Origin of the sequence: Salinimicrobium flavum (assembly GCF_042684505.1) — a bacterium.
Lineage (GTDB): Bacteria > Bacteroidota > Bacteroidia > Flavobacteriales > Flavobacteriaceae > Salinimicrobium > Salinimicrobium flavum.
In genome coordinates, this window is record NZ_JBHULT010000005.1 from 244,843 (window position 1) to 258,580 (window position 13,738).

Below are 13,738 nucleotides of genomic sequence, written 5' to 3' on the forward strand. Positions count from 1 at the left end.
AACAATGCGGAAAACCGTAATTGAAGGTATTATTTTGAATGTACTGGTCACTGGCCACTGAATCTGTTCTCGATACATTTTTTTGGCCGTCAGTTCGAGTGATTTTACCACTGCAAACCGCAGTTGTAAAATAGTATCGAGAACCGGCCAAAAAAATACCTACCTACCGCAGGCAGGCTCGAACTGACGGCTTACCTACTTCCCACTACAGATCCCTTGGCCATTCTTGCGCCTACTACCTTTAGCCATCCAAAAAGGGCAAAGCTGGCGGAGTAGAGGCTGACGACGAGGAAGAGGAGCCAGGGCTGACTCAAGCTGTGGGAAAGGGAAAAGTAGATCCCGATGACCACCAGATTGAGCAGGCCGAGACTGAAAGCGGCTTTTTTATGTGAAAGGCCCAGGTCGAGAAGGACGTGATGGCAGTGGTTGCGGTCGGGCGAAAAGGCGCTGAGGCCGTTTAGTTTTCTGATGATGATTACCCGGAGGGTATCAAAAGCGGGTATGAATAACACAGAGGCCAGAAATAATAATCGGTTTCCGGGATGATAGCCCTCAGCTATTAAAGCAACATCAGGCTTCATCACCAGGTGTTTAAGTGTTAAGAAAGCCAATACCAGTCCTACCAGCAAACTGCCGGAATCCCCCATAAAGATCTTCCTTTCCCCGCGGGAGAAATTATAGCGCAGAAAAGCGCTAAGTATCCCTGCAAGGCTGATGCTTACCAAAACGTAATAAGGATGCCCTGTACCATAGAAAACAAAAGCGTACACCAGGGAGATCACGATTCCCACGATAGCCGCCAGTCCGTCGATTCCGTCTATGAGATTAAAGGAGTTCACGATGGCCAGGACTATAAACACTTTCAGAAGGGTGCCAATAATGACAGGGATTTCAAAGATCCCCAGAAACCCGTGGAGGCTTTCCAGCCTGAGTTCAGGAGAAAAGATAAGAAAGAGGGCAGCGGTGATCTGACCTAAAAGTTTTACCCTTGCCGTAGAGATCACCAGGTCATCTTTAAGTCCTACCATGAAGAGTATGGTGATCGCGGCGATAAGATGATTGCCGACATAAGTAAGCCGCATACTTTGCAGAATGGTGAGCACCATGATGATACTTATATAAAAAGCTACCCCTCCAAAGGTGGGTACTGCCAGGGAGTGGGAACTTCTTTCGTTCACCCCTGCCATGAGGTTCTTTTCCTTACTCACCCAGAGTACTTTGGGGATAAGGTAGAAAGTCAAACCAAAGGTGCCCATAAAAACTATAGTCACAAACAGTTCATAGTGAGAACGGAAAAACTCCAGGATGATCTCCTGATCGAGAATGTTCATAATAATAGGTTAGTTTTGGATGATTAGAAAATAGACTCCAATCGGGTAGGGACCAATGGGAAGTTGTTTTGAATTGAAGAATTAGATTTTAATATGTCAATTCAGGATGGAGTTGATGGTCTTTAGGTATTGTTTTATTACTATTTGTTCATCAAATTTTTGCTCTGCCAGTTGTCTTGACTTGGAACCCATTTCCTGTAATTGGGCGTAATCGCAAGAGATCATTTTTCTCATACTTTGTTCTAGGTCATTTACATCTCTAGGCTTAATTAGAAACCCATTTTGCCCTTTAACAATGGTAGTTCTGCAACCGGGCATGTCAGTTGTGATTATTGGTCTACCAATGGCAAGCCCTTCTAAGATGCTTTTTGGAGTGCCTTCCCGATAAAAAGAGGGGAGTATAACGCAATGAGATTGAGTAATATACTGGCGAATATCTTCAGTTTTTCCAAGATACTCAAAGAACGGTTCGTTATTCCATTCTTCAATTTTTGACAAAGGAATTGCATCAGAATTATTTACCCCTACTTGACCAACAACCTGTACCCGAAAGTCATAATTACGTTCATCATAAATTTTCTTCGCGGCATAAAACAGAAGTTCAATTCCTTTAGAGTATAAAATGCGAGAAATAAGCAAAAAAGTGAATTTTTTTTCTCTGGTGATGACTGGGAGAGTGTGGTGGCTGAAATGTTGCAGATCTACCCCGGAACCCGGTAGAATGGTTGTTTTTTCCGGAAATACCATTTTGTGAAAGAGGAATTCTTGAAAATCATCTTCATTCTGAAAAAACACTTTGGACGCTTTTTTCTGTGAATATCGGTATAATATTCTAAGAATTTTTGTGGTCATAGACTCTTCAACAAAACCAGATCCTAAACCGGCAATATTATTCACTGCGGGAATTCCCAGCGTTCTGCCAGCAAGGGTAGCATAAATATTGGGTTTTGCAGTAAAATTTAAAATAACCGCTGGCTTTTTTTTTATGAAAATTCGTAAAAAATTGATAGTAATAGAAATATCGTTAATTGGGTTTTTACTTTTACTATCTATATAAATATGTTCATAAATACAACCAAGAGTTTTAAGTTTTTGAGAGAATTCATCATATGGAGCGACAGCAATGACTTCATAACCGCTATTGACCAATTTCTGAAGGAGATTTTTTCTAAAATTAAATAGATACCATGAGGTATTAGCAATTATTGCAATCTTTTTCTTATTATTATTTTTCATTTTTAGTATTTAGGTGGTACTAAACAAGGTTTTTACGTCTGCGAAAAATAATTCTCTCCTCTTTTCCAAAACTTCTACTGTATATTTTTTTGATTCCTCAAAATTCATGTGAGCCATCTTTGCCAATTTCTTTTTGTCTTTCAAAAATGTAATGATCTGTGTGCTTAAATTTTGATAATCTCCAGGTTTATGAAGACAATTTTTTGATAGTAATTCGGGAATACCTGCAACACTTGATCCTAATGCTGGAGTTGCTCTGCTCATAGCTTCAATCAAAGCTCTGGGGAGACCCTCTGTTAGAGAAGGCTGAATGTAAAGATCGAGGGAATCTAAAAAATTAAAAACTTCATCACCACTACGTAGGGGACCTACAATAATTACGTAATCTTTAACTTGATATTTATTAATCATAGCAGTAACCCATGCTGGATCACCACTTCCAACCAAATATAGTTTTACATTTTGAAAGGTGTCAACAACATTTTTCAATGCCTTTAAAAGAACTTCGAGCCCTTTATATTTCATGGAAATATTTCCTACGAATCCTAGTTTTAGTACTTTTTTTTCTTTGAAGACTTGGGCCAAATGTTGATCAAGTATTATTTTTGGAAAATTTTCTATTTGAACATTGGACGCGTAAGACTGAATCCCATTGCAAGGATATCGTGATTGCAGAAATCGCTGAGTTACATAAATTGCTGCACTACTTGAAGATATTATTTTTTTTGTTTTGACAAATCGTAGTGGTGAAAATAGCTTTGTGATTAGACCTCCGTAATTCCAAGTAATGTCCCATGCGCATCCAACAATTTCTACTACATATCGTTTTTCAAGTTTTTTGCATATGTCTGCAGCAAAATTTCCAAGTGTAGATGGAAGTCGCAAAATGACAACGTCTGAATCCAAAATTAAATTCTTTAACTTATTCTTGATAAAAGATTGTTTTTTAAAATATTCGATTCCTCCACTGACAGAGTAAAGAAGTTCAAATTTTACGTTATTCCGGGAAGATAATACCAAATGATTATCTAGGGATTTATTAACTATTTTGCCTCGACCAATGACAGTTAAAGAATCAAAATGTTTTAAATATCTTTCCCAAACATGATTAGGTAATCCCCCGGGGCTGTAAAAATCCCCTGAGTTTTCTTCTTTAAAAAAAATGTGATCGTGAACGAATAAAGCTTTCATATTGTTTTTAAAATTTTAGCTGGAACTCCTCCGACAACACATTCTCCCGGAAAATTCTTATTCAAAATCGAACCTGCAGCTACTACAGTCCTTTCTTCAATATTAACACCATCGAGTATTCGTACTCCACAGCCAACCCAAACATCATCTTTTATTATTATTCCTTTTTTTATTAAAGGATTATATTTTATAGGTGTTTTAACCAGCTCCCAAGTGTGATTAGCACTAATAAGGGAAGAAGAATGAGCTATAGAAACATTATCCCCTATGGTAACTCCTCCATCGCAATCTATATAACAGAAGTCATGTATACTTACATTAGAACCACAACTAAATTTCTCCCAGTACTTAATTTTAACATTAGCACTTATTGAAACATTATCACCAACTTTTTTTGCTTTTGCTTTTAAAATACAATAACGAAAAGCTTTGAAAACATAACCATCAAATGGTAAAATTAGTGACCACATAAATTTTACAAAAAAATCAGGTAGAGTGCTGATTATTAAATAAATGGGCTTAAAAATAAAATTAAATTTCCCAAAAGAATTTCTTCCTTTCATACTTTGTAAATCTATAATTCCGTAAAAAAATTATTGAACCATTTGTTAGGTTCAAATAAATTGGAAACCTCTGTTTTTAAAATTTGATCTCTTTTTATTCCTTTGGTCCGGATACTTAGAATTTTTTCTTGTGCAGCTATCTCATCAAATGGGTTCAACAATTGTTCATAATAAGAGGTTGGAACTGTTTCTTTTATTGGAGCGATATTGGATGCGACAAAAGGAACTCCAGATACCATTGCTTCGATTAATGCGTTAGGTTGTCCTTCTGTGGTGGAAGGGAAATAAAAACAATCTAGAGTATTCAATACTTCAATTATATTTCTTTGCATTCCTAAGAGCTTTATCCTATGGTTTAAGGAATTTTCGTGGACTAAATCCTTTAGATTGAGATCTACTCCTTTTCCACATAAAATGAAATAAATGTTTTCATGATTTTGGCAGAGGTTTAAAGCCACTTTCATTATTGTTTTATGATTCTTTGATGGATTGAAACGACCAATATGGCCCACTACGTAAGCATCAGTGGGGATATTTAATTTTTCTCGAAGGTCTACATTTGAAGATAAAAATAAGTTAGCATCAATTCCATTATAGATAACTTTAAAATTATCATTGTTTTGAGAGATAACAGGGTGAAAAAAAATTAAGCCATGTTTAGAATTAGCTAAAACTGTAGTGCTTACTTTGCGTACTAGCTTATTAAAGAAGGAATTAACAAAATTTTTAAGAACTGATTTTCTAAATCGATTCTCGGATCCTCTATAAAAAACAATCCTTTTATTAACTTTTAGAGTCTTGGCTATCAGTAATGGGAATGCGGCAATATTCCCTGTAAAATCACAAACAGAATCATAATTGTTTCTTTTAAAATCTTCATAAAGATTATAAAAGTGCAGTAGATTGAAGTAATCGAACGAAAATGCTTTTAACTTAACTCCTATTTTTTGATATTCCTGTTCTAATTCTCCAATATAACCTGCCTTACAATAAACTGTTGCATCTATTTTATCTTTTTGATGAGTTAAGAATCGCAATAAATAATTTTCCAGCCCCCCGGAATCCAGTGCTACCACTAAAAAGGCACATTTTTTTTTCATGACAGAGAAAGGAAATCTAATGGTGAAATTTTTTTAAAAAACACAAATATTAGAGATAGAGAATAATTATTAAAAAGACTTATGTACAAATTATCTCTAAGAATAATTATACTCGAAATGAAGTTGAGTGAAAAAAGGCTTAATGCAATAAAAATATTCTTTGCATTCTTATAATAATGTCTTTCAGATATTAATAGCATACAGAAAAGAAAGGATATTAAAATCAGATATCTAGAATAAACGTCAGGAACGACAAAGAAAATATTAACTACGGTGAAACAGAGATAAATTATATTTCTTAATAATGATTTTCTTTTTATTGAGAAAATCAAATATAAATAGGCAAAGTAACTCCATAATACTGAAAATAGATATACAAGATAATAGTTGGAGGAGCCTTCTTTAATACCACGTTGAATGAGATCTTCCTGTTGAAGATATAAATTCACCTTCTGAGAATATGCACCAGTAAAATTAAATAAATCAAGAAATGAAATAATAAAATCCTTGGGTATAAATAAGAACAAAAAGGATCCAAGAAAAATGTACCTGTAGAGGATATCCTTATTTGGAAATTTTAAGAGTATTAAAAATATTGGAAAATAAATTAGGGAACTAAAATGTATAGTAGTAGCTAAAACTAAAAATATCATCCCATAAATTAATCTATTATCCATTAATCCTTTAAAAAAAGCTAATACCACAAAGGATGAGGCTAAATAAAACCGTAGTCCCGAAAGGAGATCGGGAAGAGAAAGGGATAAAATTATCAACCCAAATCCCACGAAAAAATGAGAATTTTTGCTTTGATTTTGTTCAGAGATTTTAATGAAAATCCGTAAAAATACACCTACAGTAAAACCGGTAATTAGTAAAAATAATAATTGAATAGGAATATTTAATTTAGCGAACACAAAGATGAGATAGTGTAATAGAAAATCTGGACGTCCTTGGGCTAGGAAATAAAGGAAATTCTCAAAATTATAATTGGAAAATAATTCATAGTACTCAAAATATCTAGCTCGGTCATTTGATATACGAGGTACATAAAGGTAGCTTATTAGACCAAATATTCCTGCAAGCAACATCGTACTATATTTGGATTTATTATAAATTCCATAAAGTATAGCAGGTAAGGTTAAAAACGGACTAGCGATAAAAAAAACTGTTTTAGCTAATTTGTCCTCTCTCATTCTATTTGCGTATAAATTTATCTTCTTCTAATGTCGAAAGGAAATCTCTTTTCTCATTATAAGTCATGCCCTTAGATTTTAAATCAAGGTTTTTCATTTTATACTCTAAATCCCTTATATCACCGATGACTTTAGCGGGATTCCCAGCTACGATAGAAAAATCCTTTATACTTTTTGTGACTACAGAGCCAGCTCCGATAACCACATTACTACCAATGATGACTCCTGGTAAAATCATAGCTCCATTACCTATATATACATTATTTTTAATTTGAATTTTTCCAAAAACATCCATTGTAGGGTACTTATCCCGAAAAACCCAACATGCACCGTGGGTAGAAAAAACAACATCGTTTGTTATTTGTACATTATTTCCAATTTTAATTAAATATGGTTCTGAACCAAATTTATTAGTACTTATCGAGCAATTTTCTCCTATGGCTACACCTAAATATCTTCCATATCTTTCCTGCGACCAAAATGTTTTTCTATAAAAGCGTAATAATTTATTAATCATTTTTTATTAATTTCAATAAAGTACCTATATCATTTTCGAGGCGCGAAACCTTAAAAATCCTAATTAAGATCAGAAAACTTAACAGTAAAATAGGTAAAGCGAAAAAAGATTGATAACCCCCTAAATCCATTATTCTATTTACAAAGTTTCCTATTAAAACCGTAAAGATTGAAATCATTCCTACTTTAATGACCAGAATTATTTCGTGCCATGAAAAATTATTTTGCACCTTTCGAGATTCATTATAATTCATGAAAAAACTTAGGATACTCGTAAGGAGAAATCCGTATAAAAGAATTTCAATATTTTTAAAAACCACACCAATAAATATAGAAATGGCTTGAATAGATTTTTTAATAATTTCTAAGTATAAGATCTTTTCCGTTTTATTAAAAACCTTGAAGATTACCCTATTGAACATTTCTTGCATATAAAAGTAAGAAGCCACAATTAAAATTTGCATATAGAACACTGCTCCCAACCATTTTTCCCCATATAAGATTAAAATTATATTATTGGCATAGAAATAAACCACTAAGCAAATAAACCCTACAGCTATAGTAAATAAAGTAATTATACGTTGGTAATAATTTTCAAATTTTTTGGAGTCATCCTGTAAATTCGACAAAGAAGAAAAAACAACTCCCAAGGTTGTTGACGTTATAATTTTTACAGGAACTTCTTGGAGCCTTTTACCTTGGTAAAAGAATCCTGTTTGACTTATTGAAAAATATTTTCCAAGTATTAATTGATAAATATTATCAAAAGCGGTATTAAGAAGCGATGCTAAAGTTGTATTTACTCCAAACTTGTATAATCCTTTAAAGGAACTTTTACTAAAATAAAAATTTGATATCGGCCCTTCGAAAACCCACAATAAGAGAGTTAGGATAATTGCTGTACTTATTTGCATGATGACAATAGCCCAAACCCCAGCACCTTTAAAAGCTAATGCTATTCCAATCAAAGATGCAATAAGAATTGCTATGAACTCATAAGAAGCTTTCTTTTTAAACTTTAATTTTTTTACTAATCTGGCATTTTGGGTAATCTGCAAAGCATTTATCAATAAAACAAAAGAAGTAATAATTAAAATATTCTTTAATTCATCATCATCATAGAAGGCCGCTATTTTTCCAGCAAATAAAATTAAAAGGAACATCAGAGTTAAGGAAACTCCTAAATTAAAAACGAAAACTGTTGAAAAATCTATTTCAGTAGCATCTTTTTTTCTAATTAAAGCTCCCGATAATCCAGATTCAGTTAAAACTCTGGCAATCACTATAAAAAACATTATAATACCGATTTGCCCAAATTCATAAGGAGAAAGTAGTCTCGCGAGAATAATATTGGCAATAAGTCCGACAAACATGTAACCAAACTGTCCAATAAACGACCAAAAAAATCCAGTTACAATATCTCTTTTTAGAGCTTTACTCATTGAAAATTGCTATTGTTTAAAATATTGCGCAATTTTTGCTCCATTTTGGGCTTTAATTCTATAAGGCTCTTTTTTACTTAAAAAGGAAATAATTGGTTTTTCTATATAAAATGTAATAAGACTGGCAATAAGAATTGAAATTAAAAGAGGTATTATTAATAGAACAATAAAATTTTCTATACCTGCATATATTAACTTTAACTGTATAGTATAACCTAGATATTGATGAATTAAATAAAGTGAGTATGAAATTTTCCCAAGAAAAAGTAAAATTGAAATTTTAAGGAACTTCAACTTACCGAATACCATAAGATAAAATATAAAAACAATTAAAGTTGTTACTGCGAAAAATTCCAATTTAGGGTAAAACAAAGTAAGTCCCAAACAGATGAAAATCTGTAAATGATTCTGCCAATCAGAAGTTCCTTTCCATATTTTATAAAAGTTAATACCTATTAAAAATAATGAACCATAGAAGTAATAATAGGTGGGCTTTAAAACAATAAAGGATATAGTTCCCATCAGTATATAGATATAACCAAAAAGTTTATAAGATTCTTTTTTCTTTAAAAGTAGAACAAGAAAAATAACCAAATAAAAAAACATCTCTACTTTCAATGTCCAGTATACCCCATCGACAGAATCAATATTAAAAAAACTGGGGATCATAGTGAAATTGATCAAAAATTCGCTGATATTTACTTTAAGTAATTCTGGTCCAAATAAGGATATACAGATAAAACTAAGAATCATTCCTACCCAAAATGTTGGATAAAGTCTGACAAATCTTTTATATAAAAATTTAAATGGATTATTTATTTTTTCTATAGACATGAAAATAACGAAACCACTTATAGCAAAAAATAACTCGACACCATAATGACCATAAGGCACATTAAAATATTTCGTAATAAATTTAAAATTGAATAACTCTTCAAACCTAAATGTATAATGATATAAGACAACTATGATAGCGGCTATACCACGTAATGAATCAAGTTCATCAATCCTTTTCTTTGGATTTATTGTCATTAAACTAATTCTTATCGTTGCTGATTTTATAATAGTCCTTATACCACCTCACAAATTTTTGGACACCTTTTTCAATTTCAATCTTACTTTTATATCCCAATGATTCTAATTCTTTAGTGTCTGCCCAGGTTTGTGGGACATCACCTGGCTGGATTGGGAAATATTCTTTAATTGCTTTTTTCCCTACACTCTTTTCAATATGACTTATAAAGACCAATAAGGATTGAGGTGCTCCATTTCCAATATTATATTGTTTGTATGCCGGTGTTTCTTTTTCAGCCTTAGGGACATTCTTCAAGACTATATCTATCCCGGAAATTATATCGTCTATATATGTAAAGTCGCGATACATTTTCCCCTCATTAAAAACCTTTATAGGCTTATTATTTATTATAGCATCTGTAAAAAGAAACATCGCCATATCGGGTCTACCCCAGGGACCATAAACTGTAAAAAATCTTAATCCCGTTGTTGCGAAACCGTATAAATGGCTATAGGTATATGCCATTAACTCATTACTCTTTTTTGTTGCAGCATACAAACTAATTGGCTGATCAACATTATCTTCAGTAGAAAATGGCACTTTTTTATTCTGGCCATACACGCTGGAGCTACTGGCGTAGATCAAATGTTTTACATCATAATTACGGCAACACTCCAATAAGTTTGCAAAACCAACTAGATTGCTGTCAATATATGCATCTGGGTTCTCAATACTGTAACGAACTCCTGCCTGCGCCGCAAGGTTTACCACCTTTTCAAATTGATATTGCTTGAAAAGTTTTGGGAGATTCTCCCTATCTTCCAAATTCAATCTTATGAATTCAAAATTTTCATTTTGATCACTCTTACAGATTTTATTGAATTGGATCGCTTTTTCTTTTGATATACCTAATTCTTTTAAACGACCATACTTCAATTGAGGATCATAATAATTATTTATATTATCCGTACCAATAACCCTATGGCCAGAATCAATCAAATTTTTGGATAAATGAAATCCAATAAATCCTGCAGCGCCGGTCACTAAAATTTTCATGCTAACTTCCTATTAAATAGAATTTAAAACTGATTTCCCTCTTGATAGGGGGCTTCAACAATCTTCTCCCGTCAAACAAGAAGGCTGATTTCAATATCTTATCGTAAACCCTCTCTTCAAAGGCCTTCATTGGGTTGTTGACGACGGTTACCTCCTGGCGATTTTCATGGCCGCTTCTATTTCCTAAATAGTCCAGGTAAGTAATATATCTGCTCTTCGGAACTGTTCGATCCTTACTATAATCTCTAATTGCTCATTCAACAAATGATCGGCTGAATATATGGAAGCAGGTTCTCTGGTGTCTTTAGGTTCTTTTTAAAAGCCCGACCCGAGCAGGACGATTTTTTTACCTTAAACCCTTTGTCTTTCGTATCCTACACCAGTGCGACAAGTATTTTGGAACTTGATGAGTCAAACAAAATCACGGCTTCGCCGTTCTGAGTCCCTTTTTTCGGGATCCAGTCGGTGAAAGACCTGTTATTTCCGACGAAAGAAAAATTTCTAAAGCGGAGGGCAAAGGTATTTTTTAACAGACCTTTAAGACAAATAAAAAGTGTTAAATAAATTAAGAAGTTGTTCACAAATTCGCAGAATATTATAGTCGTACAAAGAATTTATAAGACATCATTACGGGAAACCGTAAAAATTTGAATTATTGGCAAAAAAGTTTGTTAATCAAACGTTAAGGAGTTGAGGGAGAGGGGGTTGTGTTGATGGTAATTTGGTGAAGTTGGGGACCTGTTTAAACACCGGGCAGGTTCGTTAGTTGGTAGGGGGATTCGTTAATCGTTAATCGTTAATCGGGAATCGTTAATTGGTTAGTTGGGACCCGTCTAAAAGCCGGGCAGGTTGGTTTATTGGTTTAAACCCCTATGAATTGGGCGGAATTGGATTTGGTCTTCCTGCGCTATAGCTCCGGCGGAAAGGCACCTGAGAACTGAGCACTGAGCACTGAGAACTGAAAACCCTATTCCAGCGCTTCACTGACACGTACATTCACTACAAGATCGAGACTCTTGAGAAGTAGCCTTAAGCGTTTATTCCCAACTTCTGAAATGATGGCTTCCTGGCCTTTAAAGCTTCCCTTCGAGATGATGAGTCGGTCGCCGGGGGTGAGGTGGGATACTTCCACGTCTTCTACCCGGTCATCTTCCAGCCAGGTTTTGATAGTTTCGATCTCGGCATCCCTCACCACTGCAGGTTTCTTTAGCCAGAACAGGTATTGCACCACGCCGGGGACGTCAAAGACCTTATTGCGGTCTTTTTCGGTAAGGTGTACAAACACATATGACTTGAAAAGGGGAGAGGTGACCTTCTTCTTGCGATCACTCCACTGGCGGACCTCTGTAATCATGGGGCAGTAGGTTTCAATACCCTGCTCTTCCAGTTCCTTCGCCACCTTCTTCTCCCAGCGGGGTTTTGTGTACAGGACGTACCATTGCATACTTAGCAGGTTTTCTGTGTGTAGTCAATTCAGTTAATCGCTTGTGGAGGTAGGGGCTGCACAATGTAAAGTGAGGTGAGAAGGATCTTCTTCTGCAGAACAAAATTAGGAAAAAATTACCGATTTGAGAATTTTGAAAAAAGAAACAGGATTTTTAAAATTCAAGATTTTTACCCGCCGGAGCTTCAGCGGAGGTGGGCCAATCTCAAATCTCAAATCTCAAATCCCAGATTCCAATTCTGTGTAAAGAATGTTTCACACAAAGGGCACGAAGTTTAAAAGAAGAACACAAAGGCATTTTTCCGCAAATCGCCAGGAAACAACAATACATCATTTCGTTTTAAAGATCAAAATACTCCTAAAACAGGTGCTTTTCCCGGTTCCTCCCGATACCTCGGGATAGGGCCAGGGCAAAACGGGAAAAAAGAATAGTATGGCATGCAGTCAGGAGCTAAAAGCCAATGCTTTCTCTATACTAACTACTGAATTCTCACTACTAATTTTTCCCGCAGATCTCGCAGATTTTCGCAGAAGAAACTAACGGCTAATAGCCAATAGCTTTCTCAGTACTCAATACTCACTACTCACTACTCACTACTCACTACTCAATACTCACCTCAGTGAAGAATAACTCAAAACTTCCGTCTGCATTTCTGTGCATGGTGGAAATATAGAGTCCGTTGAATTCTTTGTAACCTTCCCAGGTAGCCGGGAACAGATTTTCTGTACTTCCGCCCGACCTGTAGATCCATTCCCTGATGATGTGGTCATCACCAAAGTAGATCTCGTATACATCTCCCGGGGTGTAACCGGCTCCATCAGGGTAGGTGACGGTAACCTTTTGCATGGAGTCGCCGGAGATAGGAGCAGTTGCTTCCTCAGTGTGCTCCCAGTCCATCTCATCCCACACCAGGTGGAACGGGAACAGCAACCAGTATTGATCATTGATGAACCGCTGATCTGTTTGCTGGTTTTCCGAAGCCTCTGTTTTGTGGTTATAGGTTACTGTGCTGTCGGGAGTCGTAAGAGTGACCATGTTGGTTTTGGGGTTCCACGTCCAGGCCCTGCTGGTTCTCAGGCTGTCATTTACTTTTACGTTGAAGGTAAATCGCAGTTCCTCGATCTCTTCAAATTGGTCCAGTCCGTGGGCTTCGGCAATTTTTTCTACTACGGATTTTTCCTCTTTTTCGGCGCAGGAGGTTATGATTAGGAGGAGGAAGGCAAGAGTAATTTTTTTCATAAGGTCAGGATGAAAGGTGGTTTAAAGATACAAAAAAGTTTCCCGCAGATCTCGTAGATGTTTCTCTCAAAGGTCGCAGAGATTCTCTGTAAAGAACATTTCACACAAAGGGCACGAAGTTTAAAGAATGTCACGAAGGTGATCGAAATTCCAACTTCAAAATTCAAAATTCCAAATTTTCCTGAAGTTATGGAACACTGAGACTTTTTCGGCTCCTCCCGATCCTTCGGGATAGGGTGAGGGGCAAAACGGAAAAGTCTTTCGGAAATCTCGCAAAGGCCGCAGAGATTGGGCGCAAAGACCGGTGAGGTTTCACACAGAGTGCACAAAGTTTAAAAGAAGGTCACGAAGATATTTTCCTTCAGAAACAAAGAATATTATTTCGTTCTGATGGTAAAAAATTAGTCCTTA

The 13,738-nt window shown here is 35.2% G+C and carries 12 protein-coding genes; all 12 read right to left on the reverse strand.

What is annotated here, in order from left to right:
- Window positions 1–191 precede the first annotated feature (191 nt).
- Window positions 192–1,331, reverse strand: a complete 1,140-nt coding sequence (locus tag ACFSTG_RS01555; RefSeq protein WP_380747781.1) for an MraY family glycosyltransferase — start codon at window positions 1,329–1,331, stop codon at window positions 192–194.
- Window positions 1,332–1,427: 96 nt separating this feature from the next.
- Window positions 1,428–2,567, reverse strand: coding sequence for a glycosyltransferase family 4 protein (locus tag ACFSTG_RS01560; RefSeq protein ID WP_380747783.1), 1,140 nt, complete (start codon window positions 2,565–2,567; stop codon window positions 1,428–1,430).
- Window positions 2,568–2,576: 9 nt separating this feature from the next.
- A complete protein-coding gene (locus ACFSTG_RS01565) occupies window positions 2,577–3,758 on the reverse strand; it encodes a glycosyltransferase (protein WP_380747785.1) in 1,182 nt (393 codons plus the stop codon).
- Entirely contained in the window at window positions 3,755–4,321 is a 567-nt protein-coding gene (locus ACFSTG_RS01570; protein ID WP_380747787.1) for an acyltransferase, read from the reverse strand. The genes ACFSTG_RS01565 and ACFSTG_RS01570 overlap by 4 nt, the downstream gene beginning before the upstream one ends.
- An 11-nt stretch (window positions 4,322–4,332) precedes the next feature.
- Window positions 4,333–5,397 carry a glycosyltransferase gene (locus ACFSTG_RS01575; RefSeq protein WP_380747789.1) on the reverse strand — a complete coding sequence of 355 codons (1,065 nt, stop codon included), beginning with the start codon at window positions 5,395–5,397 and terminating at the stop codon, window positions 4,333–4,335.
- Window positions 5,398–5,417: 20 nt separating this feature from the next.
- A complete protein-coding gene (locus tag ACFSTG_RS01580; protein ID WP_380747791.1) occupies window positions 5,418–6,614 on the reverse strand; it encodes an EpsG family protein in 1,197 nt (398 codons plus the stop codon).
- 1 nt (window position 6,615) lies between these two features.
- A complete protein-coding gene (locus tag ACFSTG_RS01585; protein ID WP_380747793.1) occupies window positions 6,616–7,131 on the reverse strand; it encodes an acyltransferase in 516 nt (171 codons plus the stop codon).
- A complete protein-coding gene (locus ACFSTG_RS01590; protein ID WP_380747795.1) occupies window positions 7,124–8,572 on the reverse strand; it encodes a lipopolysaccharide biosynthesis protein in 1,449 nt (482 codons plus the stop codon). Before ACFSTG_RS01590 ends, ACFSTG_RS01585 begins: the two co-directional genes overlap by 8 nt.
- 9 nt (window positions 8,573–8,581) lie before the next feature.
- Window positions 8,582–9,604: an acyltransferase family protein gene (locus tag ACFSTG_RS01595; RefSeq protein ID WP_380747797.1), complete on the reverse strand. Its 1,023-nt coding sequence runs from the start codon at window positions 9,602–9,604 to the stop codon at window positions 8,582–8,584.
- Between the two features lie 4 nt (window positions 9,605–9,608).
- A complete protein-coding gene (locus ACFSTG_RS01600) occupies window positions 9,609–10,643 on the reverse strand; it encodes an NAD-dependent epimerase/dehydratase family protein (protein ID WP_380747799.1) in 1,035 nt (344 codons plus the stop codon).
- A 967-nt stretch (window positions 10,644–11,610) separates the two neighbouring features.
- Window positions 11,611–12,087, reverse strand: a complete 477-nt coding sequence (locus tag ACFSTG_RS01605) for a UpxY family transcription antiterminator (RefSeq protein ID WP_380747801.1) — start codon at window positions 12,085–12,087, stop codon at window positions 11,611–11,613.
- Window positions 12,088–12,688: 601 nt separating this feature from the next.
- Entirely contained in the window at window positions 12,689–13,327 is a 639-nt protein-coding gene (locus ACFSTG_RS01610) for a hypothetical protein (protein ID WP_380747803.1), read from the reverse strand.
- Window positions 13,328–13,738: the final 411 nt, after the last annotated feature.

Coding starts and splice junctions, on each gene's coding strand:
- ACFSTG_RS01585 (WP_380747793.1), bottom strand. CDS start 7,131: ATGATTAATAAATTATTACGCTTTTATAGAAAAACATTTTGGTCGCAG.
- ACFSTG_RS01595 (WP_380747797.1), bottom strand. CDS start 9,604: ATGACAATAAATCCAAAGAAAAGGATTGATGAACTTGATTCATTACGT.
- ACFSTG_RS01570 (WP_380747787.1), bottom strand. CDS start 4,321: ATGAAAGGAAGAAATTCTTTTGGGAAATTTAATTTTATTTTTAAGCCC.
- ACFSTG_RS01600 (WP_380747799.1), bottom strand. CDS start 10,643: ATGAAAATTTTAGTGACCGGCGCTGCAGGATTTATTGGATTTCATTTA.
- ACFSTG_RS01580 (WP_380747791.1), bottom strand. CDS start 6,614: ATGAGAGAGGACAAATTAGCTAAAACAGTTTTTTTTATCGCTAGTCCG.
- ACFSTG_RS01560 (WP_380747783.1), bottom strand. CDS start 2,567: ATGAAAAATAATAATAAGAAAAAGATTGCAATAATTGCTAATACCTCA.
- ACFSTG_RS01565 (WP_380747785.1), bottom strand. CDS start 3,758: ATGAAAGCTTTATTCGTTCACGATCACATTTTTTTTAAAGAAGAAAAC.
- ACFSTG_RS01555 (WP_380747781.1), bottom strand. CDS start 1,331: ATGAACATTCTCGATCAGGAGATCATCCTGGAGTTTTTCCGTTCTCAC.
- ACFSTG_RS01605 (WP_380747801.1), bottom strand. CDS start 12,087: ATGCAATGGTACGTCCTGTACACAAAACCCCGCTGGGAGAAGAAGGTG.
- ACFSTG_RS01610 (WP_380747803.1), bottom strand. CDS start 13,327: ATGAAAAAAATTACTCTTGCCTTCCTCCTCCTAATCATAACCTCCTGC.
- ACFSTG_RS01590 (WP_380747795.1), bottom strand. CDS start 8,572: ATGAGTAAAGCTCTAAAAAGAGATATTGTAACTGGATTTTTTTGGTCG.